This window comes from Arthrobacter sp. PvP103 (assembly GCF_017833075.1).
GTDB lineage: Bacteria > Actinomycetota > Actinomycetes > Actinomycetales > Micrococcaceae > Arthrobacter.
Genome location: NZ_JAFIBQ010000001.1, coordinates 990,424 through 1,012,275, shown reverse-complemented (window position 1 = coordinate 1,012,275; position 21,852 = coordinate 990,424). Strand labels below are relative to the sequence as shown.

Here is a 21,852-nt window from a genome sequence, read left to right as displayed (position 1 = left end):
GACGCTGAGAGCGAAATGGAGCCCGACGCATCCGCTGTCAGGGGCCCGGGCGCTGCCCCGCCGCGGCCGCAACGAACGTCAGCGGACCGCTCCGCCATATAAGCTTGGCTCTATGTGTGGAATCGTAGGATACGTAGGCCATTCATCGGGCCGGGTAAATGGTGGGCACAACGCGTTGAACGTTGTCCTTGAGGGGCTTCGCCGCCTGGAGTACCGGGGTTATGACTCGGCTGGCGTTGCCGTGGTCTCGGACGGAATCATCTCGTCCCGCAAGAAATCAGGGAAGCTCAGCAACCTGCTCGCGGAGCTGGAGGCCAGGCCACTGCCTGATTCCGTCACCGGAATCGGCCACACCCGCTGGGCCACGCACGGTGGGCCCACGGACCAGAATGCGCACCCGCACCTGTCCGACGGCGGCAAGCTGGCCCTGATCCACAACGGCATCATCGAAAACTTCGCCGAGCTCAAGCTGGAGCTGCTCGAAAAGGGCGCTGTGTTCGCGTCCGAGACGGACACCGAGGTGGCCGCGGCGCTGATCGGCGACATCTTCCGCAACCAGCTGAACGGCAATGCCGCCAACGGCGGTCTGACGAAAGCCATGCAGCTTGCCTGCCAGCGGCTCGAAGGCGCCTTCACGCTGCTGGCCGTGCACGCGGACCAGCCCGACGTCGTCGTGGCCGCCCGGCGCAACTCGCCGCTCGTGGTGGGCCTGGGTGACGGGGAGAATTTCCTCGGCTCTGACGTTTCCGGCTTCATTGACTACACTCGCCGGGCGGTGGAACTGGGCCAGGACCAGATCGTGACCATCACCGCGGACACCGTGGCGATCACCGATTTCTTCGGCGCCCCTGCCCACGGCAAGGAATACCACGTGGACTGGGACCCGTCCTCGGCGGAAAAGGGTGGTTTCCCCTCCTTTATGGAGAAGGAAATCCACGACCAGCCGGACGCCGTGGCCAAGACCCTCCTGGGCCGCTACGACCTGGACGGCAAGCTCACGCTCAACGAGATGCGTATTGACCCCGAGCACCTGAAGGGCATCACCAAGATCATCGTGCTGGCCTGCGGCACGTCCGCGTACGCTGGCCAGGTGGCCAAGTACGCCATTGAGCACTGGTGCCGGATTGCCACGGAAGTGGAGCTCTCCCACGAGTTCCGCTACCGCGACCCCATCGTGGACGAGAACACCCTGGTGGTGTCCATTTCGCAGTCCGGCGAGACCATGGACACCCTGATGGCCGTGCGGTACGCCAAGGAACAGGGCGCCAAGACCCTCTCCATCTGCAACACCAACGGGTCCACCATCCCGCGTGAATCAGACGCCGTGCTCTACACGCACGCCGGTCCGGAGATCGCGGTGGCTTCCACCAAGGCGTTCCTGGCGCAGATCGCGGCGGCGTACCTGCTGGGACTGTATTTGGCACAGCTGCGCGGTAACAAGTTCCAGGGCGAGATCAAGGACATCCTGGCCGATCTCGGTAAGATCCCGGCCAAGATCCAGGAGATCCTGGACCACGAGGGCGAGATCAAGGAACTTGCCCGCTCCATGGCCGGCGCCAAGTCGGTACTGTTCCTGGGCCGTCACGTCGGGTTCCCCGTTGCCATGGAAGGCGCGCTCAAGCTCAAGGAGCTCGCCTACATCCACGCCGAAGGCTTCGCCGCCGGCGAGCTGAAGCACGGCCCGATCGCGCTGATCGAGGAAGGCCAGCCGGTGTTCGTGGTGGTTCCCTCTCCGCGAGGCCGGAACTCGCTGCACGCCAAGGTGGTCTCCAACATCCAGGAGGTCCGGGCCCGCGGCGCGAAGACCATCGTGATCGCCGAAGAGGGTGACGAGGCCGTGAAGGCGTACGCCGAGCACGTCTTCTACATCCCCGAAACCCCCACGCTCCTGGCGCCCCTGCTGGCCACCGTGCCGCTGCAGATCTTCGCCCTCGAACTTGCCACGGCCAAGGGATATGACGTGGACCAGCCACGCAACCTGGCCAAGAGCGTGACCGTAGAATAAGCCGCATGATTGTTGGTATTGGCGTAGACGTCGTAGACATTGAACGGTTCGGCCGGCAGCTGGAACGGACCCCAGGACTCCGGGACAGGCTGTTCGTCCCTGCCGAGCGCGAGCTGAACACGCGCTCCTTGGCCGCGCGCTTTGCGGCCAAGGAAGCCGTGGCCAAGGTCCTGGGCGCTCCCGCCGGCATGAACTGGCAGGACTGCTGGATCGGCCTTGACCAGAACGGACCCACCATCCAGGTCAAGGGCACCGTGCTGGCCGTCGCCGAGTCCAAGGGCGTCAAGCGCTGGCACTTGTCGATGAGCCACGACGGCGGAATCGCCACGGCGACCGTCCTCGCGGAAGGGTAAGCGCGCACTCTCCACCTGACGGCCCGCAGCGGACCCAGCACCGATTGGACTGAACCAATGATCAGCGCCTACACCGGCATCCAGATTCGTGAGGCCGAAAAGCCCCTTCTTCTTTCCGGGGCAGGCGCTGTTCTGATGCAGCGGGCCGCCTACGGCCTGGCCAACGCCGTTGTCCGTGAACTCGTTGCCCGGGGGATCCGCCCCTACGGGGCCAGCGTGGCGGTTCTTACCGGCAAAGGCAACAACGGGGGAGACGGGCTCTTCGCCGCCGCCTTCCTGGCCGCCCGCGGACTGCGTACGACGGCGGTGCTCACCGCCGGTGAGGCCCACCCGGACGGGCTGGCCGCCTTTGAACGGGCCGGCGGGCGCGCCCGGACCCTCACCGACCACAACGCCGGTGAGCTGGCAGCGGCAGCCGCCAGTGCCGACGTCGTGATCGACGCGGTGCTGGGGACCGGAGCCCAAGGCGGGCTCCACGGCGCCACGGCATCCCTCATCGGGAAGCTGCGCGCCGCCGCGCACGGGTTTGTGGTGGCCTGCGACATTCCCAGCGGCGTGAACGCCGACACCGGCGAGGCCTATGATCCGGTCCTTCCGGCCGATCTCACCGTGACGTTCGGCGGAGCGAAAGCCGGGCTGCTCGCCGATCCCGGCGCCGACCATGCCGGGCGCGTCCTGGTCATTCCCATAGGCATTGAAACCGAACTGCCGTCGCCGGTGCTGAGGCGCCTGGAATCCGCCGACCTTGCCCGGTTGCTGCCCCCGCCGACGCGCCGCTCCCACAAATACACCCGGGGCGTCCTGGGCGTCGTGGCGGGATCGCAACAGTATCCGGGAGCTGCCGTCCTCGCCTGCCGCGGCGCCCTCGCAGCGGGCGCCGGGATGGTGCGGTACCTTGGCCCGCCCGAGCCGACCCGTCTGGTGCGCCAGGCCTGCCCGGAGGTGGTGTGCGGACCGGACAACGTGGCTGACGCGCACGTCCAGGCGTGGCTGGTCGGTTCAGGGATCGCCGAAGGCGACCGCGAGCAGCTGCAGCGGGTCCGCGACGCCGTGGAGACGGGACTGCCAGTGGCCGCCGACGCCGGTGCGCTGCCTGCCCTTCCTGATGCCCTGCCTCCGCACGTGGTGCTGACACCGCACGGCGGCGAGCTGGCCCGCGTCCTGCAGCGGTACGGGATCGACCTGGGGCGGCAGGGAATTGACGGTGCCACCCTCGACGCCGTGCGCCAGGCGGCTGAAAGGACCGGAGCCACAGTCCTGCTCAAGGGCGCCACCACGCTGGTGGCTGCGCCGTACGGCCCTGTTTTCAGCCAGGCTGAAGCCACGCCGTGGATGGCAACTGCCGGAAGCGGTGACGTGCTGGCCGGGGTGCTCGGGTCCCTGCTGGCCCAGCATTCGGATGACGAGGAAAGATTTGCGGCCTGCGGGATCTCCGCGGACCAGCGCTGGGCGGCCATCGGCGCCATGGCGGCGAGCCTGCACGGCCGCGCAGGGACCCTTGCCTCAGCCGGCGGCCCTGTGACCGCCGGTGCCATCGCTCAATCCCTGCCCGAGGTGATGCGGACCTTGTAATCATTCTGCGTAAACCGCGGCAACAAACAATTACTAAACCTACTTACTAGTAGTCTGTCTAGAGATTTATTCGTCACGCACGAGGAGAACACATGGAAGTCTGGCCCGGATCGGCATACCCGCTGGGAGCCACCTTTAACGGCACTGGCACGAACTTTGCGCTTTTTAGCGAACGGGCCGAAAAGGTTGAACTGTGCCTCTTCGACGACGAAGGCGGGGAGACGCGGATCGAACTCCTGGAAGTCGACGGTTACGTCTGGCACTGCTACCTGCCGCACATCCAGCCCGGACAGAAATACGGTTACCGCGTCCACGGTCCCTATGACCCCGACTCCGGCAACCGGTTCAATCCGAACAAGCTGCTTCTGGATCCCTACGCGAAGGCCGTGCACGGGCAGATCGACTGGGACCCCGCGCTGTTCTCCTACAACATGGGCGACCCCGATTCCCGTAACGACGCCGATTCGGCCCCGCACATGATGATGGGCGTGGTGATCAACCCGTTCTTCGACTGGGACGGGGACCACCTGCCCCGCGTGCCGTACCACAAGTCGGTCATCTACGAGGCCCACGTCAAGGGCCTGACCCAGCTGCACCCCGAGGTTCCGGAAGACCAGCGCGGCACCTACGCCGGCGTTGCACACCCCTCGGTTATCTCCCACCTGCAAAAGCTGGGCATCACCGCGATCGAGCTCATGCCTGTACACCAGTTCGTCAACGACGGCATCCTCGAAGACAAGGGCCTGAACAACTACTGGGGCTACAACACCATCGGCTTCTTCGCCCCGCACAACAGCTACAGTTCCACCGGCGACACCGGCCAGCAGGTCCAGGACTTCAAGGCCATGGTCCGCTCGCTGCACCAGGCAGGCATCGAAGTGATCCTCGACGTCGTGTACAACCACACGGCCGAAGGAAACCACCTGGGGCCCACCCTGTCCTTCAAGGGCATCGACAACGCCGCCTACTACCGGCTCATGGACGGCGACGAGAAGCACTACATGGACTACACGGGCACAGGGAACTCGCTCAACGTCCGGCACCCCCACTCCCTGCAGCTCCTGATGGACTCCCTGCGCTACTGGGTCACCGAAATGCACGTGGACGGTTTCAGGTTCGACCTCGCCTCCACCCTGGCCCGGGAATTCTATGACGTGGATAAGCTGTCCACCTTCTTCGAACTCATCCAGCAGGACCCGGTTGTGTCCCAGGTCAAGCTGATTGCGGAGCCGTGGGACGTTGGCCCCGGCGGCTACCAGGTGGGGAACTTCCCGCCGCAGTGGACGGAATGGAACGGAAAGTACCGCGACACCGTCCGCGATTTCTGGCGTGGGGAACCGGCCACCTTGGGTGAATTTGCTTCCAGGATCACCGGCTCTGCCGACCTGTACGAGCACTCCGGCCGCCGTCCGGTCGCCTCGATCAACTTCGTTACCGCCCACGACGGCTTTACGCTCCACGACCTGGTGTCCTACAACGAGAAGCACAACGAGGCCAACGGCGAGGACAACAACGACGGCGAATCGCACAACCGCTCCTGGAACTGCGGCGCCGAAGGCCCCACCGACGACCCCAAGGTCCTGGGCCTCCGCGCCCGGCAGCAGCGCAACTTCATCGCCTCTCTGTTGCTCTCGCAGGGTGTGCCGATGATCCTGCACGGCGACGAGATGGGCCGCACCCAGCAGGGCAACAACAACGGCTACTGCCAGGATTCCGAACTGACCTGGATCAACTGGGATGCGGTGGACCAGCCGCTGGTGGAATTCACCGCCGCCGTCAACGCCCTCCGGCACAAGCACCCCACCTTCCGCCGCAGCCGCTTTTTCGATGGCAGGCCGGTCCTGCGAGGTGAAGGTGAACGGCTTCCGGACATCGAATGGCTGGACGTGGACGGCTCCACCATGAAACCCGAAGACTGGGACAGCGGCTTCGGCCGCTCGGTGGGCATGTTCCTCAACGGCGACGGCATCCGTGGCCGCGACGAACGCGGCCGCCGCATCACGGACGTCAACTTCGTGCTCTACTTCAATGCGCACGACGACGAAGTAAAGTTCACGCTGCCCTCCGACGAATATGCTCCGGCCTGGGACATCATCATCGACACCGCAGGACATAACGCCGACACTGAACCAGTGGAGGCGGGAGGATCGCTGCCCGTCGATGCGAAGTCCCTCGTGGTCCTGCGGGCCCACAGCACCCCCGAAGTGGAACCGGATCATTCAGTGGCGGCTTCGCTCGCTGCCTTGTCCCAGACGACTACCAGTGAAACCGAGGCGCTGACTACGCCGATTGTCCCTGAGCCGCCGCACACCAAGAAGGTCAGGTCGAAGGGGCAGGAGGATTCATGAGGACCCCTGTCTCCACATACCGCCTCCAGATCCGCCCGTCCTTCACGCTCCAGGACGCTGCCGCCGAGGTCCCTTACCTGAAATCGCTGGGCGTGGACTGGATCTACCTGTCCCCGATCCTGACGGCGGAAAAAGGATCAGACCACGGCTACGACGTCACGGACCCGTCCACGGTGGACGCCGACCGCGGCGGCCCCGAGGGCCTCGCAGCGGTGTCCCGGGCGGCCCGCGCAGCCGGCATGGGCGTCCTCGTGGACATTGTGCCCAACCACGTCGGGGTCGCGTCGCCGTACCAGAACCCCTGGTGGTGGTCCCTGCTCAAGGAGGGCCGGAAGTCCCCTTACGCCGAGGCGTTCGACGTCGACTGGGACTTCGGCGGCGGACGGGTCCGGCTCCCAGTGCTGGGGAGCGATGACGACCTGGACAAGCTGGAGATCCGCGACGGCGAACTCCGCTACTACGACCACCGGTTCCCGCTTGCCGAGGGCAGCTTTGCCGACGGCGATGACCCCCGTGACGTCCACGCCCGCCAGAACTACGAACTGGTGGGCTGGCGCCGCGCGGATACGGACCTCAACTACCGACGTTTCTTCGCCGTGAATACTCTGGCCGGCGTCCGGGTGGAAGTTCCCCGGGTGTTCGACGAAGCCCATGCTGAAGTGATCCGCTGGTTCCGCGAAGGTCTGGCGGACGGGCTGCGGATCGACCACCCGGACGGGCTCGCTGACCCCGAGGGCTACCTCCGGCGGCTCCGCGAAGCCACCGGCGGCAGCTACTTGCTGATCGAGAAGATCCTGGAACCGGGGGAGGAGCTGCCGGCTTCCTTCGAATGCGAAGGCACCACCGGCTACGACGCCTTGGCTGACGTGGACCGCCTCTTCGTCGACGCCTCGGCGCAGACGGCCCTGGACCAGCTCGACGGCAGGCTCCGCGGCGGAGAACCCGCAGACTATGAGGAAATGATCCGCGGAACCAAACGCCGGATCACCGACGGCATCCTGCACTCCGAGATCCTCCGGCTGGGAAGGCTCATTCCGGCCGGGACAGAACTAGGTGGGACGGCGCTGGATACCGAACTCGCAGCCGACGCGATCTCCGAGATCATCGCTTCCTTTCCCGTCTATCGGACCTACCTGCCGTACGGCGAGGAAGTCCTCAGGGAAGCCTGCAGCCTCGCCGCACGGAACCGGCCGGACCTCGCTGCGGCCATCGAACTGCTGCAGCCGCTGCTGCTGGACGCCGGCTCGGCGCTGGCACAGCGGTTCCAGCAGACCTCCGGCATGGTGATGGCCAAGGGCGTGGAGGACACGGCGTTCTTCCGCTACACCCGGCTGGGCACACTGACGGAGGTGGGCGCCGACCCCACCGAGTTCGCCCTCGACCCGGCCGAGTTCCACCTGCGGATGGCGCGGCGGGAAGCCGAACTGCCGTTGTCCATGACCACGCTGAGCACGCACGACACCAAACGCAGCGAGGACACCCGGGCCCGGATCTCCGTGATTTCCGAGTTCGTGGCGGAATGGGACAAGGTGCTGACCAAGCTGCAGGAACTTGTGCCGCTGCCCGACGGGCCGCTGGCCAGCCTCCTGTGGCAGGCCATCGCCGGCGCGTGGCCGGCGTCCCGTGAGCGACTCCAGCAGTACGCCACCAAGGCCGCCCGGGAGGCCGGCAATTCGACCGACTGGCTGGACCCGAACGAAGCGTTCGAGCAGAAGCTGGCTGCCGCCGTCGACGCCGCGTTCGACAACCCGGAAGTCCGTGCGGAACTGGAGGCCTTCGTGGCGCTCCTGGAACCGTACGGCGCGGCGAACGCGCTGTCCGCGAAACTCGTGCAGCTGACCATGCCGGGCGTACCGGACGTGTACCAGGGCACCGAGTTCTGGGACCGTTCCCTCACCGACCCTGACAACCGCCGGACTGTCGACTTTGCCGAGCGGCGTAAGTCGCTGGCGGCACTCGACTCCGGCGAGCGTCCGGCGTCGTACCAGGACGACGCCGCCAAGCTGCTGGTGACTTCGCGGGCGCTCCGGCTCAGGCGCGACCGGCCCGAGCTTTTCACCGCCTACACGGCGGTCACCGCGTCCGGGCCGGCCGCGGCGCACCTCGTGGCGTTCAGCCGCGGAGCCAGTGAGGCTGCGGGCGCTCTGACGCTGGCCACGAGGCTGCCGCGCCGGCTGGAACAGTCCGGCGGGTGGCAGGACACGTCGGTGGCATTGCCGGCGGAAATGACGGACGAACTCACGGGCACCAGCTTCGGACCCGGGCCGGTACCGGTCGCGGACATCCTGGCAAGCTACCCGGTTGCACTGCTTGTTCCAGCTGGCCCGGCTGGCACCGACGGAACGGAGAACCACGGATGACCCACCCCGCAAGCGGAAGCGGACGCTTCGACATCTGGGCCCCGGAGGTCACTGCCATCACGTTGTTGGCCGACGGCTCTGAATACCCCATGAGCCAGCGCGGCGACGGCTGGTGGACGGCCTCGGACGCCCCGGCCGGGGGAGAGGTGGACTACGGCTACCTGCCGGGGACGGACACCACCCCCTTGCCGGATCCCCGGTCCCGCCGCCAGCCGGCCGGCGTGCACTCTCTGTCCCGCACCTTCGACCCCGCCGCCCACGCGTGGGCCGACGGGAACTGGGCGGGCCGGGAGCTGCAGGGTGCCGTCATCTACGAACTGCACATTGGCACGTTCACGCCGGAGGGCACCCTGGAAGCCGCAGCCGGAAAGCTGGGCTACCTCAAGGACCTCGGCGTCGACTTCGTGGAACTCCTGCCCGTCAACGGCTTTAACGGCACCCACAACTGGGGCTACGACGGGGTCCTCTGGTACACCGTCCATGAGGGCTACGGCGGCCCTGCCGCTTACCAACGTTTCGTGGACGCCGCCCACGGCGCAGGCCTGGGCGTCATCCAGGACGTCGTCTACAACCACCTCGGTCCCAGCGGAAACTATCTGCCGAAGTTCGGGCCCTACTTGAAGTCCGGCGAAGGGAACACCTGGGGCGACTCGGTGAACCTGGACGGCAACGGATCAGACGAGGTCCGCCGTTACATCCTGGACAACGCGGCCATGTGGCTCAGGGACTACCACGTCGACGGGCTGCGGATCGACGCCGTGCACGCCTTCAAGGACGAGCGGGCGGTCCACCTCCTGGAGGAGTTCGGTGCCCTGGGCGACACTGTGGCCGCGGAAACCGGCCGCCCGATCACCATGATCGCGGAGTCGGACCTCAACAACCCCCGCCTGCTGTACCCCCGCGACGTCAACGGGTACGGACTGGAGGGCCAGTGGAGCGACGACTTCCACCACGCCGTCCACGTGAACATCAGCGGCGAGACGGAGGGGTACTACAGCGACTTCGATTCGCTGGGCGCCCTGGCCAAGGTGCTGCGCGACGGGTTCTTCCACGACGGCAGCTACTCCAGCTTCCGCGGCCGGCACCACGGGCGGCCCATTAACACCGGGCTGGTGCACCCCGCAGCCCTGGTGGTGTGCAGCCAGAACCACGACCAGATCGGCAACCGCGCCACCGGCGACAGACTTTCCCAGTCGCTGTCCTACGGCCGGTTGGCTTTGGCGGCCGTCCTCACGCTGACGTCCCCGTTCACGCCCATGCTCTTTATGGGGGAGGAATACGGCGCCACCACGCCGTGGCAGTTCTTCACCTCCCACCCCGAGCCGGAGCTGGGCAAGGCGACGGCGGAAGGCCGCATCAAGGAGTTCGAACGCATGGGGTGGGATCCCGCCGTCGTACCCGATCCCCAGGATCCGGAGACCTTCAACCGTTCGAAACTGAACTGGGCCGAGGCCACCGAGGGTGACCATGCCCGCCTCCTGGACCTCTACCGGACCCTGACGGCGCTCCGCCGTTCCACCCCGGAACTTGCGGGGCTGGGCTTCACGGACACCGCGGTGGACTACAGCGAAGAGGAGGGGTGGCTGCGGTTCCGGCGTGGAGACGTGCTGGTGGCGCTGAACTTCTCCGAACAGACGGTTAAGCTCGAAGATGCGGCCGGATCAGTGTTGCTTTCCACCGACGAGGCATCAGTGCCCGACGGCGGCTCGCTCTTGCTGGCGCCGTGGAGTGCCGTCATCGTGAGGGCCTGACCCGCTTGATTGCTGTTGCTGCGCCGCGGGCTATTTGTGTCAGCCCGCGGCGTAACAACGGATTTGTTGGCTGTAGCCTGCGTCACAGCTGGCAGGATTGCAGGTATGACTTATTCTGCAGCGGAGAACCGCTATGAATCCATGCCCTACCGCCGCGTCGGACGCAGCGGCCTGAAGCTTCCGGCCATCTCCCTGGGGCTCTGGCACAACTTCGGCGACGACAAGCGCTTCGACGAGCAGCGCGCCATCCTCCGCCGCGCCTTCGACCTGGGCGTCAACCACTTTGACCTGGCGAACAACTACGGCCCGCCGGACGGCTCCGCGGAAACCAACTTCGGCCGCCACCTGCAGGACGACTTCAAGCCGTACCGCGACGAGCTGGTCATCTCCACGAAGGCCGGTTACTACATGTGGCCGGGGCCGTACGGCGAGTGGGGCTCCCGCAAATACCTGATCTCCAGCCTGGACCAGTCGCTGCAGCGCATGGGCCTGGACTACGTGGACATCTTCTACAGCCACCGCCCGGACCCTGAAACGCCGATGGAAGAGACCATGGGTGCGCTGGACTACGCCGTCCGCTCCGGGAAGGCACTCTATGCAGGCATCTCCTCCTACACCCCGGAACAGACCATCGAGGCCGCCCGGATCCTGAAGGAGCTCGGCACCCCGCTGCTCATCCACCAGCCCAGCTACTCCATGCTGAACCGCTGGACCGAAGACGGCGCACCGAACCTCTACGAGGCGCTGGACCAGGTGGGCGCGGGTTCCATTGCGTTCTCCCCGCTGGCACAGGGCATGCTGACGGACCGCTACCTGAACGGCGTCCCGGCCGATTCGCGTGCAGCCAAGGAACGGTTCCTGTCTGAATCGGCGCTCACCGAGGACAAGCTGGACCGGGTGCGCGCGCTCAACAATATCGCCGCAGGCCGCGGCCAGTCGCTCGCGCAGATGGCCATCGCCTGGATCCTCCGCGACCAGCCCAAGGGCTCACCCGTGACGTCCGCGCTGGTGGGCGCGTCCAGCGTCAAACAGTTGGAGGACACCCTGTCCGCCATCAACAACCTGGCGTTCTCGCAGGAGGAGCTGAAGGCGATCGACGAGTTCGCCGTCGAATCCGACATCAACCTCTGGGCGCAGAAGTAGCGCGCCCTAACAGGGCCGACGCGTATCAGGGCCGCGTAACAGAACCGTCCATGTCATAAAGCCGGGGCCGGGAACAACTCCGGCCCCGGCGGCGTTGGCTACAATGCAAGGGCGCCCAATGGCGCCGTGCCCATCAGCCGCCGTCGCTCATCAGAGCGCTGCCGCGCCGGGCACTGAAGTTTGTTCTCAAAGGAGTTCCGTGTCTTCAAATCCGATTCGTGTTGCCATCGTCGGTGTGGGTAACTGCGCCGCGTCCCTGGTCCAGGGTGTCCACTACTACCGGGATGCCGACCCCCAGGCCACGATTCCCGGTCTGATGCACGTGGAGTTCGGCAAGTACCACGTCAACGATGTTGAATTCGTTGCAGCCTTCGATGTCGACGGCAAGAAGGTCGGCGTTGACCTGGCCGACGCCATCCTGGCCAGCGAAAACAACACCATCAAGATCGCCGACGTCCCGCCCACCGGCGTAACGGTCCAGCGCGGCCCCACCCTGGACGGCCTCGGCAAGTACTACCTTGAGACCATTGAGCAGTCCCCGTCAGAGCCGGTCGATGTTGTCCAGGCACTGAAGGACGCCAAGGTTGACGTCATGGTCTGCTACCTGCCCGTTGGATCGCAGGAAGCCGCCGAATTCTACGCACAGGCCGCAATCGACGCCGGCGTGGCCTTCGTCAACGCCCTGCCCGTCTTCATCGCCGGAACCAAGGAGTGGGCGGACAAGTTCACGGCCGCCGGTGTCCCGATCGTGGGCGACGACATCAAGAGCCAGATCGGTGCCACCATCACGCACCGCGTCATGGCCAAGCTCTTCGAAGACCGCGGCGTCACGCTGGACCGCACCTACCAGCTGAACGTCGGCGGCAACATGGACTTCAAGAACATGCTGGAGCGCGACCGCCTCGAGTCCAAGAAGATCTCCAAGACCCAGGCCGTCACGTCCAACGTCGAAGCTGAACTGGCCGCCAAGGACGTGCACATCGGCCCGTCCGACTACGTCCAGTGGCTCGATGACCGCAAGTGGGCCTTCGTGCGCCTCGAAGGACGCAACTTCGGTGACGCCCCGGTGTCGCTCGAATACAAGCTGGAGGTCTGGGACTCACCCAACTCCGCCGGCGTGATCATCGACGCCATCCGCGCGGCCAAGATCGGCCTGGACCGCGGTATCGGCGGCCCGCTGCTCTCGGCGTCCAGCTACTTCATGAAGTCCCCGCCGGAACAGTTCAACGACGACCTCGCCCGTGAAAAGGTTGAGGCCTTCATCCGCGGAGACCTGGAGCGCTAAGCCCTCCCGTATTCCCCGCGACGCTCTCTCACTTTTGGTGGGTTTTGGCGCGACGCTCTCTCACTTCCGGTGGGTTTTGGCGCGACGCTCTCTCACTTCCGGTGGGTTTTGCCGCGACGCTCTCTCACTTCCGGTGGGGGAGCGTCGCGCTTTAAACGTCATTTTCATATCTGCGGATGGCGTGGCTGGCCTGTGCAAGCGCCAGAAGCCTGAGCAGCAGCCGGCTGTGCATGTGCATCCCGACTGCGGCAGTGAGAATAAGCTGGTCGACGCTGTCCGGCGCCGTCGTGGCCGCGATATCGATCCCGGCGACGTCATCCATAGCCTTGCTGTACGTGTCCAGCACCTCAGGTGAGACACGGATGTTGAGGCTTTCCATCAACTCGACATGCGCATTGAGCGCGTTCCGGGCGTCGCTCGGAGCATCGGGCCAGCCCCGAAGACGTACGACGGCGTCAGCCGCCGGCGTGCCGACGCCGCCACCCGCTGTGGCGTAGCTGTCCAGCTCCAGCACCACGCGCTGGACTGCCGCCAACAGGTCAAGCCGCGGTGCGCCGTCGTCGGCCATTCTGAGCAGACCGCGGATCTGTTCGATGGTCAGTCCGACTATCCGGCGGAGCGCCTGGATCAATTCGAGTCGCTCGACGTGCCGCGCTGAATACTGCGCGCGGGTTGGGTGGACGGCCGCCCCGGCGGGCAACAGGCCCTCACGCAGGTAATACTTGATGCTGGCGGCCGAAACCCCCGACCGCTCACTGAGTTCCTTGAGCTGCATCCGCGCCTTCTTGGGTCCGAGGCTTGGGTCCATTGGATAGTGGATCCGGCGCCGACTATCCTGATGTACATGCCTGGATAGTGGCTCTATCCTAAGGCTATGGAGCACTGGAATGTACTGCTTGTCAGTCATGTGATCGCAGCGTTGTTCGTCCTCGTCATTGGCCCCTTTCAAATACTTCGCCGGCGACGCGACCGCATCCACCGCACCATGGGCTACCTGTGGGTGGCCGCCATGTACTACGTCTGCTTCAGCAGTTTCTGGATTGTGACCGCCGGACATTTCACCTGGCTGCACGGGCTGTCCGCCTTCACCATCGTGACCGTTACCCTCGGCCTTGTCAGCGCAATTCGCGGCAACGGTCCGTCGCACCTGGGAAACATGGTGGGTAGCTATATCGGCATCTCCGTGGCGTTCATTTTCGCCGTCGCGGTGCCGGGACGGGCCATCCCGCAACTTCTTGCCGAGGACCCGGCCTCCGCGGCGTACGTTGCCGGGCTGGTGGTGCTGAGCGTGGTGGTGATGTTCGTTTCACTCAAGCGCGGCGGCCGTATCGGGGTGGCAGCCAAAGCGAAGGACCAGACGCTCTCTCACTCCCTACAGGTTTAAGACTGATCCTCTCTCACTTTTGGCGGGTTTTGGCGCAACGCTCTCTCACCCGGCGTCGGCAAAACCGGACGCTTGGGGATGATCGAGCCATGCGGTGCGCAGCAGTCGTTTGATCTTGCTGACGGCCGGCCGGCAACCATCAGCAAGATCGTCCTTGCCGAGGATCAGGACCGTCCAGCCAGCCGACTCAAATGCCTTGTCCCGCCGCCGGTCGCTAAGGATCTGGGTGTCGAGAAGGTGATGTTCGCCGTCGTACTGGATGGCGAGACGCCGGTGACGGTAGCCCAGATCAGCCGTGGGCGACACGGCATCCGTTGGGCGCAACGCCAACTGGAGCTCCGGCTCAGGGAGGCCGGCGTCGGCCATTGCCAGGCGGAGAAGCGATTCGGGCGCGGAATCCGCACCGACCCGCATGAGGTGCAGCGCCTCCCGGGCACGGACTACACCCTGCAGGTTTGGGTGGCGGCCAACCAAGGTGCGGAGACCGTCCAAAGTGTCATAAGGCCGGGTGCGTCCCTCGAACGCCACTCGCGGGACACGGATTAGCTGATCCCCCATGCACACCAGATCGCTCACCGGCAGCCGTCGCGCCAGATCCAGCCAGGTCCGCGAACGGGTGCTTACGCGGAGGCCATCGATCGATTCAATCTCGTCCTCGAGGGCCACCACCGTGTGGCCGATAACGCCGTTTCGGCGCACAGAGGGCAGGGCCCGGGGCTTGCTCAAGTGCAACTCCGTCGAGTCAGGCTAGCCAGGGTGGCAGGAGTTGGCAGTGAAGCCGGGCTGCCGTGACGTGGGATATCCAAGCCCCTGGCGACGCGGTAGATAACGCCCTTGCAGCGGCCTCCAGTTCGAAGTTCCAGTCTGACGGCCGGTAGAGTCCGCGTCCCACATGAACCACATCTTTCCGCCGCAGCCTGGCCCTGGAAACTCCGGACGCCCGCGCTGAATCCAACGTGAATGGAGCCACCGCCAGAGGGCCGGGCAATTCGTTGCGCTTTTGCATGCTGGCATTGTTACCCGAAAACCACTCGCGCTGCAGAAGTTATCCACAGGCAGCTGTTTGGTCGAGAGGAAGTGAGAGAGCGTCTGGGAAAAACCGGCAGGAAGTGAGAGAGCGTTTGGGAAAAACCGGCAGGAAGTGAGAGAGCGTTTGGGAAAAACCGGCAGGAAGTGAGAGAGCGTCTGGGAAAAACCGGCAGGAAGTTAGAGAGCGTCTGGGAAAGACCGGCAGGAAGTGAGAGAGCGTTTGGGAAAAACCGGCAGGAAGTGAGAGAGCGTCTGGGAAAGACCGGCAGGAAGTGAGAGAGCGTCTAGAAGAGGCCGAGGGGCTTGCCGGTGTCGTCCACGTCCATCCGCAGGGCTGCCGGAACCTTGGGCAGACCCGGCATCGTCATCACCGCGCCGGTCAGGGCCACGATGAAACCCGCCCCGGTCTTGGGGATGAGGTCCCGTACATGGACCGTGAAGCCTTTCGGTGCGCCCAGGCGGGTGGCGTCGTCGCTGAAGGAGTACTGGGTCTTGGCCATGCAGACGGGCATGCCGGCCCAGCCGTTCTTCTCGATTTCGGCAAGGCGCTTGAGGGCGGGAACGGAGAAGTCCACGCCGTCGGCCCCGTACATTTCCTGCACGATGGTGCGGATCTTGTCCTCCACAGACAGGTCCAGCGGGTAGAGGTGCCGGAAGCTGTGCGGCGCCTCGAGCGCCGCGAGCACCTTGGCCGCGAGCTCGTCGCCGCCGTCGCCGCCGCCGCCGCGACCCCAGACATCTGCCACCGCGGCCTGCACCCCTTCGCCGGCGCACCACTCCAGCAGCCAGTCCAACTCCTCCGGGGTGTCAGTGGCGAACTTGTTGACGGCCACCACGGGAGTGATTCCGAACTTCTCCACGTTGCGGATGTGCCGCCGGAGATTTGCCGTTCCGGCGGCCAGCGCCTCCACGTTGGGCTCCTGCAGCCGATCCTTGGCCACACCGCCGTGCATCTTCAGCGCCCGTACGGTTGCCACGAGCACGACGGCGGACGGCGCCACGTCAGCCACCCTCGCCTTGATGTCCATGAACTTTTCCGCGCCCAGGTCGGCGCCGAAACCGGCTTCGGTGACCACGATGTCCGCGAGCCGGCGGGCGGTCTGGGTGGCGATCAGCGAGTTGCAGCCGTGTGCGATGTTGGCAAACGGGCCGCCGTGCACCAGGGCAGGAGTGCCGGCGATGGTCTGCACGAGGTTGGGCTTGATCGCATCCCTGAGCAGCATGGTCAGTGCACCCTGGACCCCGAGGTCCGCCACCGTGACGGGTTCGCGGTCATAGGTATAGCCGAAGGTGATGCGGCCCAGCCGGGCACGGAGATCGGCGATGTCCGTGGCCAGGCAGAAGACCGCCATGATCTCCGAAGCCACGGTGATGTCGAAGCCGTCCTGCCGCGGGACGCCCTGGGCCGGACCGCCGAGGCCGATGATCACTTCGCGGAGGGAGCGGTCGTTCATGTCGAGGACCCGTTTGAAGGTCATCCTGCGGGGATCGATGTTGAGTTCGTTGCCCTGGAAAATATGGTTGTCCACCAGGGCCATGAGGGCGTTGTTCGCCGAGGTGATGGCGTGGAAGTCGCCCGTGAAATGCAGGTTGATTTCCTCCATGGGCAGCACCTGGGAGTAGCCACCGCCGGTGGCCCCGCCCTTCATCCCCAGGACGGGACCCAGGGACGGCTCACGCAGCGCAATCATCACGTTCCGGCCCGCCCGGGCGAGGGAATCCGCCAGGCCCACCGTGGTGGTGGACTTCCCCTCGCCCGCCGGAGTGGGGGACATCGCGGAGACGAGCACCACCTTGCCCGGCAGGCGCTTCGGTGCCACTGCCGGATCTATGAGCTTCGCCGGATCGATTTTCGCCTTGTACCGGCCATAGAGTTCCACGGCGTCGGCGTTGATGCCTGCCGCGGCGGCGATGTCACCGATGGGGCGCATGGTGGCGCGCTGGGCGATTTCCAGGTCACTCATGACGTTGTTGTCAGACATCGTTGTCCTTCAGTTCGTGGCTTCAGGGAAAACCGTTCGGGGGTCCCGCCCGGCGCTGCCCGGCTCAAGGCGAGTGGCCCACCGGAATTCTGTGACTATCAATGTACTGGTCGACGGCGGCGTGGTAGCTCTCCAGCGTGATGGCGGCAGTGCGCTGCCAGCCGAAACCCTGGGCGTGCAGGGCTGCAGCCCGCCCCATGTCCCCGCGGGTGGCGGGGTCGTCATAGAGCGCTTCCAGAACGTCGGCCCAGTCAGCGGCTTTGTGCCCGTCCACCAGCAGCCCGGTCCGTCCGTCGAAAATGGCCCGGGACAGTCCGCCCACCCGGGTTGCCACCACCGGAGTCCCGCATGCCTGGGCTTCCAACGCCACCAGGCCGAAGGATTCACTGTAGGACGGCATCACCACGACGTCGGCGGAGCGGAACCAGCCGGCCAGCTCCGGTGCGTTCACCGGCGGGTGGTGGGTGACGACGTCGTCCATTCCGGCAGCGCTGATCAGCGACTTCAGGTCGAAGTCCTTGGCCCCGCTCAGTGCGCCCAGGATGGTCACCTGCAGGTCGATGTCCGGGCGGCGCGAGCGGAGCAGGGCAGCTGCCTTGACGAGGACCTGCGGGCCCTTGAGCCGTTGGATGCGTCCGGCGAACAGTAGGTGGAACTTGCCGGAAGGTACGCCGAGCTGTGCCCGGGACCTGGGGCGGAAGGCCGGCGTAAAAACAGTCAAGTCCACACCTGGGGGAGCCACATCGATGTGGTCGAAGTCGGCGTTGTAATGCGACACGAGTTCGGCGGCTTCGGCGGGGGTGTTCGCGATCAGCCGGGTGGCGCCGTCGACGATCCGGAGTTCGCCGTCCTCGCGCCGCCGCGGTTCGGGCTTCTCACCGGACTGCAGGAGGAGGTTCTTGACCTTGGCCATGGTGTGCATGGTGTGCACCAGCGGCACGCCCCACAGCCGGGAAAGCTCCAGCCCGGCCACGCCGGACACCCAGTAGTGCGAATGGATGAGGTCGTACCGGCCGTGCGGCTGGCGCTGCCGGATGCGCTCAATTTCCGCCACCATGCTGTGCAGCAGCTCCGGAAGCTCCTCTTTGGGCAGCTTCCGCGGCGGTCCGGAGATCACGTTGTGGACGCACACGCCGGGATCCGGGTGTTCGACGGCGGGTTGTCCCGACGACGTGGACCGGGTGAAGATTTCCACCTCAACGCCGCTGGCAGCCAGCGCCGACGCCAGTGCCCGCACGTATACGTTCATGCCGCCGGCGTCGCCGGAACCGGGTTGTTCCATGGGCGAGGTGTGCAGGGAAAGGAACGCGACACGGCGGATCAGAGTCACGGCTCTCCTTTCGGCTGGCGGAACTGCATCCGATAAAACACTACTCCTCAAGTGCCCCGGCCTTCACAGTGTCCCGAACACGCTCCCGAACACGCTCCCGAACACCCTCGCGAACACCGGAAGCACTCCTGCTAACGTGGCGGCTGTGAGCGCAACCGAAGACGCAGCAGCAGATTCAAACCAGCACCCGGTCGGCATCGAAATCCGCCCCGCCACCGCAGCCGACTGGGCCGGTATGTGGGCCATCCTGGAGCCGGTCATCCGGGCCGGGGAGACCTTCACCTGGGACCGCGGCACCACGGAGGACGAGGCCCGCGCGCGCTGGTTCAAGGACGCCCCGGGCCAGGCATTCGTGGCTGTCCAGGACGGGGCGGTGCTGGGGACGGGAGAACTGCACGCCAACCAGGGCGGGGGAGGGAGCCACGTGGCCAACGCAGGCTACATGGTCCACCCGGACCACGCCGGCAAGGGGCTCGCCAAGGCCCTCTGCGCCTACTCGCTGGACGCGGCCCGGGCGGCAGGATTCCGTGCCATGCAGTTCAACGCCGTGGTGGAGAGCAACGTCCGCGCCGTCGCGGCCTGGCAGGCCATGGGCTTTGAGGTGCTGGCCACCATCCCGGAAGCCTTCAACCACCCGACGCTGGGATACGTGGGCCTGAAGGTGCTGTACCGCAAGCTGTAGAGGCCGTCGGCATCAACATCCGGACTCAGGCCCCGCCGCGCCACAGCTGCCCGAGCGCCGGAAACGCCGCCTCGTAGCCGGCCAGGAGTTTCACAGCCAGTTCCTCGGAGTCGATCAGCGGATGGAGCCCGAAAGCCCGCAGAGCGTCGGACCGTCGTCCCTGCACCACGGACGACACCGTGAGCCGCTCCACCTCCTTGACCCGCTGCATGAGGGCAAGCTGCGCGTCTCCGGGCCGGTCCTGCGGCAGCGGCATGGCGCCGTCGGGCGTCACCTGGCAGGGTACCTCGACGACGGCGTCCGCCGGCAGCCCGGGAACCGCACCTTCGTTGGGGGTGTTCAGGATGAGCTCCGTGCTCCCGGCAGCAATGCCACCGCTGAGGGGCGCTGCACCGCCGGCCAGGGCGCGCATAACCGCGAGGGCAACGCGCTCATACCCGCCGCCCGCGAGGTCCTCCTCGTCCCGTTGTTCGCCGCCGGCGCGTGCCTCGGCGAGGTAGCCTTCCTCGCGCGAACGGCGGGCCGCGTCCCACAGTTCGTAGGCGCGGGATCCGGCCGCGGCCAGCGCCGGGTAGAGCCCCGACTGCTGCTCGTGGATCGACTCGCCGCGTGTCTGCCGCATGGCGCGGATGGCGCCGACGGCCCGGGCGGTGTCGTAGTAGTAATAGAGGTACTCGTTGGGCAGGCAGCCGAGTGCCTGGAGGAACGGCTGCGGAAAGAGCCGGCCCTCCTCGAAGCCGGACAGGGCCTGCGCGTCCGCCAGCAGTCCGGGCAGCAGGTCCTTTCCGCCGGATTCCAGCCGGTACAGCCAGCCCAGGTGGTTGAGCCCGTAGTAGCCCACGCCGTCGAGCCTTCCCTCCGGCAAAGCGGCTCCGGCCGCCCGGGCCGCCCGGTGGACCAGGCCGCCGGCCGAGTCGCAGATGCCGATCACCCGGTTTCCCAGCACGGGCACCAGCGCCTCGGTGACCATTCCGGCCGGGTTGGTGAAGTTAACCAACCATGCCCCGGGGCATCGCTGCTTCATTTCGCGGGCCAAGGCCAGCATCCCGGGGATGGATCGCAGCGCGTAGGAGATTCCGCCGGCGCCCGTGGTCTCCTGGCCCAGCAGACCCAGGCCGATTGCCACGCGTTCGTCAGCGGTGCGGCCAGCTGTTCCTCCGGGCCGGATGGCCGCGAACACCATGTCGGTGCCTTCGAGCCCCTCGGCCAGCGAGGTGGTGGTGCCGACTGCAGGGCCGCGTGCACCGTTGGAAGGGGCCATCGACGCCAGGACGGCCTTGATGGCGGCCAGCCGCAGGGGATCGACGTCGTAGAGCACAAGCTCGCGCACCAGCCCCGCGAAGGGGCCGGAGGTGAGCGCCCGGTACACGAGCGGGACACGGAATCCGCCGCCACCGGCAATCATGAGCCGCATACCACGCAGTCTATTCGGCTACGGCGGGCCCCTCACGGGGACACGTGTCCAAGCGCTTCGGGCGACCCGCGACGGGGACCTTTGCAGGGGTGGCGCGAGGGCGTAGTCTGCCGAACATGGACGCGATACCAGAGCGCCGGTTCGATCCGCTCTCCGCCGTCCGCACTCCCGCGGACGGGAGCTTTGACCTGCTCCTGACGGGGACTGTCTTCCAGGACATCATCTTCACCGGGCTGCCCCACGCACCGGAGCCAGGCACTGAAATCTGGAGCGAGGGAATGGGCAGCTGCCCGGGCGGGGTGGCCAACCAGGCCATTGCCGCCGCGCGCCTGGGACTGCGCACCGGGCTGGCGGCTGCCTTCGGCGATGACGGCTATGGGGATTACAACTGGAAGATCCTGGCCGCCCAGGAGCATGTGGACCTGTCCCTCTCCAAGCGGGTACCCGGCTGGCACTCGCCCGTGACCGTCTCGCTGAGCGTGCAGCACGACCGCTCCATGGTGACCCACGGCCACCCGGCCCCGGTCACGTCCTCGGAACTGATCGGCACGCCGCCGGCCGCACTCGCCGCCGTCGCCGACCTGGACGAAGAACTCGCCCCGTGGGCGGTTGCTGCCCACGGCGCGGGAGTCAAACTCTTCGGCGACGTCGGCTGGGACGCCACCGGCAAATGGTCCTCCACCAGGCTGGACAACCTCGAGTACTTCCACGCTTTTATGCCCAACCAGCGCGAGGCCATGGCGTTCACCGGCCGGGACACACCCTGGGCGGCGCTGTACGCGCTCGCCGACCGGGTTCCGGTGGCCGTGGTGACCTTGGGGCCGCAGGGTGCGATGGCCGTGGATTCCGAAACGGGCGAGGAGGAATGGGTGCCGTCGCTGCCAGTCTCGGCCTTTGACCCCACCGGCGCCGGGGACTGCTTCGGGGCGGCCTTCATTGTGGGCAGCCTGGCGCGCTGGCCGCTGGCGGACCGGCTCCGGTTCGCCAACCTGTGCGCGTCGCTGGCAGTCCAGGAAGTGGGCGGTTCCCTCGCAGCACCCGGCTGGGGCGACATCGCCGACTGGTGGAAACGGGCCAACGCCAGGCCGGAACGGCAAAGCAGCCAGTGGCTGCGGCGTTTCAGCTTCCTTGAGGAAATTGTCCGCGATGTTCCGCCGCAGGCCCTGCGCCGGGCCACGGCAACCATCGCCCACCTCTCCGACGCCTAGCTGAAT

Annotated in this window: 16 protein-coding genes; 11 read left to right on the top strand and 5 right to left on the bottom strand. The window is 66.3% G+C overall.

The genetic code is table 11. The annotated features are described in order from the left end of the window. The first annotated feature begins 112 nt into the window (after positions 1 to 112). The 8 genes from glmS (at position 113) to JOE41_RS04545 (ending at position 12,817) form a co-directional block, all read left to right on the top strand. The gene (gene glmS / locus JOE41_RS04580) at positions 113 to 2,005 is read left to right on the top strand and encodes a glutamine--fructose-6-phosphate transaminase (isomerizing) (RefSeq protein WP_209751136.1); all 1,893 of its coding nucleotides are present in this window, start codon (positions 113 to 115) and stop codon (positions 2,003 to 2,005) included. 5 nt (positions 2,006 to 2,010) lie between these two features. Beyond that, a complete protein-coding gene (locus tag JOE41_RS04575; RefSeq protein WP_011692749.1) occupies positions 2,011 to 2,358 on the top strand; it encodes a holo-ACP synthase in 348 nt (115 codons plus the stop codon). Positions 2,359 to 2,415: 57 nt separating this feature from the next. Further along, the gene (locus JOE41_RS04570) at positions 2,416 to 3,930 is read left to right on the top strand and encodes an NAD(P)H-hydrate dehydratase (protein WP_209751134.1); all 1,515 of its coding nucleotides are present in this window, start codon (positions 2,416 to 2,418) and stop codon (positions 3,928 to 3,930) included. 92 nt (positions 3,931 to 4,022) lie between these two features. Continuing rightward, on the top strand, positions 4,023 to 6,278 hold the full coding sequence (gene glgX, locus JOE41_RS04565) for a glycogen debranching protein GlgX (RefSeq protein ID WP_011692747.1): 2,256 nt from the start codon (positions 4,023 to 4,025) through the stop codon (positions 6,276 to 6,278). Next, the gene (gene treY / locus JOE41_RS04560; protein ID WP_209751132.1) at positions 6,275 to 8,638 is read left to right on the top strand and encodes a malto-oligosyltrehalose synthase; all 2,364 of its coding nucleotides are present in this window, start codon (positions 6,275 to 6,277) and stop codon (positions 8,636 to 8,638) included. Before glgX ends, treY begins: the two co-directional genes overlap by 4 nt. Beyond that, positions 8,635 to 10,389, top strand: coding sequence for a malto-oligosyltrehalose trehalohydrolase (treZ, locus tag JOE41_RS04555; RefSeq protein ID WP_209751129.1), 1,755 nt, complete (start codon positions 8,635 to 8,637; stop codon positions 10,387 to 10,389). Before treY ends, treZ begins: the two co-directional genes overlap by 4 nt. Before the next feature lie 105 nt (positions 10,390 to 10,494). Beyond that, positions 10,495 to 11,532: an L-glyceraldehyde 3-phosphate reductase gene (gene mgrA, locus JOE41_RS04550; RefSeq protein ID WP_011692744.1), complete on the top strand. Its 1,038-nt coding sequence runs from the start codon at positions 10,495 to 10,497 to the stop codon at positions 11,530 to 11,532. Positions 11,533 to 11,731: 199 nt separating this feature from the next. After that, positions 11,732 to 12,817 (top strand): inositol-3-phosphate synthase, encoded by a 1,086-nt coding sequence (locus JOE41_RS04545; protein WP_043429946.1) that lies wholly within the window; start codon positions 11,732 to 11,734, stop codon positions 12,815 to 12,817. Between the two features lie 151 nt (positions 12,818 to 12,968). On the opposite strand, the gene JOE41_RS04540 is transcribed toward JOE41_RS04545, so the two are convergent. Next, complete coding sequence (locus JOE41_RS04540) at positions 12,969 to 13,625, bottom strand: MerR family transcriptional regulator (protein ID WP_245200626.1); 657 nt, start codon at positions 13,623 to 13,625, stop codon at positions 12,969 to 12,971. Positions 13,626 to 13,691: 66 nt separating this feature from the next. On the opposite strand from JOE41_RS04540, the gene JOE41_RS04535 reads away from it, so the two are divergent. Beyond that, positions 13,692 to 14,201: a DUF2306 domain-containing protein gene (locus tag JOE41_RS04535; protein WP_209751127.1), complete on the top strand. Its 510-nt coding sequence runs from the start codon at positions 13,692 to 13,694 to the stop codon at positions 14,199 to 14,201. A 45-nt stretch (positions 14,202 to 14,246) separates the two neighbouring features. On the opposite strand, the gene JOE41_RS04530 is transcribed toward JOE41_RS04535, so the two are convergent. From JOE41_RS04530 to mshA, 3 genes are all read right to left on the bottom strand, one after another. Next, on the bottom strand, positions 14,247 to 14,927 hold the full coding sequence (locus JOE41_RS04530) for a hypothetical protein (protein ID WP_307800661.1): 681 nt from the start codon (positions 14,925 to 14,927) through the stop codon (positions 14,247 to 14,249). Between the two features lie 587 nt (positions 14,928 to 15,514). Then, entirely contained in the window at positions 15,515 to 17,212 is a 1,698-nt protein-coding gene (locus tag JOE41_RS04525) for a formate--tetrahydrofolate ligase (RefSeq protein WP_209751125.1), read from the bottom strand. 64 nt (positions 17,213 to 17,276) lie between these two features. Then, entirely contained in the window at positions 17,277 to 18,542 is a 1,266-nt protein-coding gene (gene mshA / locus JOE41_RS04520) for a D-inositol-3-phosphate glycosyltransferase (RefSeq protein WP_209751123.1), read from the bottom strand. 145 nt (positions 18,543 to 18,687) lie between these two features. Between mshA and JOE41_RS04515 the strand changes: the two genes are divergently transcribed. Next, positions 18,688 to 19,224: a GNAT family N-acetyltransferase gene (locus JOE41_RS04515; RefSeq protein ID WP_209751121.1), complete on the top strand. Its 537-nt coding sequence runs from the start codon at positions 18,688 to 18,690 to the stop codon at positions 19,222 to 19,224. A gap of 25 nt (positions 19,225 to 19,249) precedes the next feature. Here the strand turns inward: JOE41_RS04515 and JOE41_RS04510 are convergent, their stop codons facing one another. Then, positions 19,250 to 20,638, bottom strand: a complete 1,389-nt coding sequence (locus tag JOE41_RS04510; protein ID WP_209751112.1) for a 6-phospho-beta-glucosidase — start codon at positions 20,636 to 20,638, stop codon at positions 19,250 to 19,252. Positions 20,639 to 20,754: 116 nt separating this feature from the next. Here JOE41_RS04510 and JOE41_RS04505 point away from each other — a divergent pair, with 116 nt between their 5' ends. Beyond that, positions 20,755 to 21,846 carry a PfkB family carbohydrate kinase gene (locus JOE41_RS04505; RefSeq protein ID WP_043429944.1) on the top strand — a complete coding sequence of 364 codons (1,092 nt, stop codon included), beginning with the start codon at positions 20,755 to 20,757 and terminating at the stop codon, positions 21,844 to 21,846. Positions 21,847 to 21,852 lie beyond the last annotated feature (6 nt).

Coding starts and splice junctions, on each gene's coding strand:
- JOE41_RS04510 (WP_209751112.1), bottom strand. CDS start 20,638: ATGCGGCTCATGATTGCCGGTGGCGGCGGATTCCGTGTCCCGCTCGTG.
- glgX (WP_011692747.1), top strand. CDS start 4,023: ATGGAAGTCTGGCCCGGATCGGCATACCCGCTGGGAGCCACCTTTAAC.
- mgrA (WP_011692744.1), top strand. CDS start 10,495: ATGACTTATTCTGCAGCGGAGAACCGCTATGAATCCATGCCCTACCGC.
- treY (WP_209751132.1), top strand. CDS start 6,275: ATGAGGACCCCTGTCTCCACATACCGCCTCCAGATCCGCCCGTCCTTC.
- JOE41_RS04525 (WP_209751125.1), bottom strand. CDS start 17,212: ATGTCTGACAACAACGTCATGAGTGACCTGGAAATCGCCCAGCGCGCC.
- glmS (WP_209751136.1), top strand. CDS start 113: ATGTGTGGAATCGTAGGATACGTAGGCCATTCATCGGGCCGGGTAAAT.
- JOE41_RS04505 (WP_043429944.1), top strand. CDS start 20,755: ATGGACGCGATACCAGAGCGCCGGTTCGATCCGCTCTCCGCCGTCCGC.
- JOE41_RS04570 (WP_209751134.1), top strand. CDS start 2,416: ATGATCAGCGCCTACACCGGCATCCAGATTCGTGAGGCCGAAAAGCCC.
- treZ (WP_209751129.1), top strand. CDS start 8,635: ATGACCCACCCCGCAAGCGGAAGCGGACGCTTCGACATCTGGGCCCCG.
- JOE41_RS04575 (WP_011692749.1), top strand. CDS start 2,011: ATGATTGTTGGTATTGGCGTAGACGTCGTAGACATTGAACGGTTCGGC.
- JOE41_RS04535 (WP_209751127.1), top strand. CDS start 13,692: ATGGAGCACTGGAATGTACTGCTTGTCAGTCATGTGATCGCAGCGTTG.
- JOE41_RS04540 (WP_245200626.1), bottom strand. CDS start 13,625: ATGGACCCAAGCCTCGGACCCAAGAAGGCGCGGATGCAGCTCAAGGAA.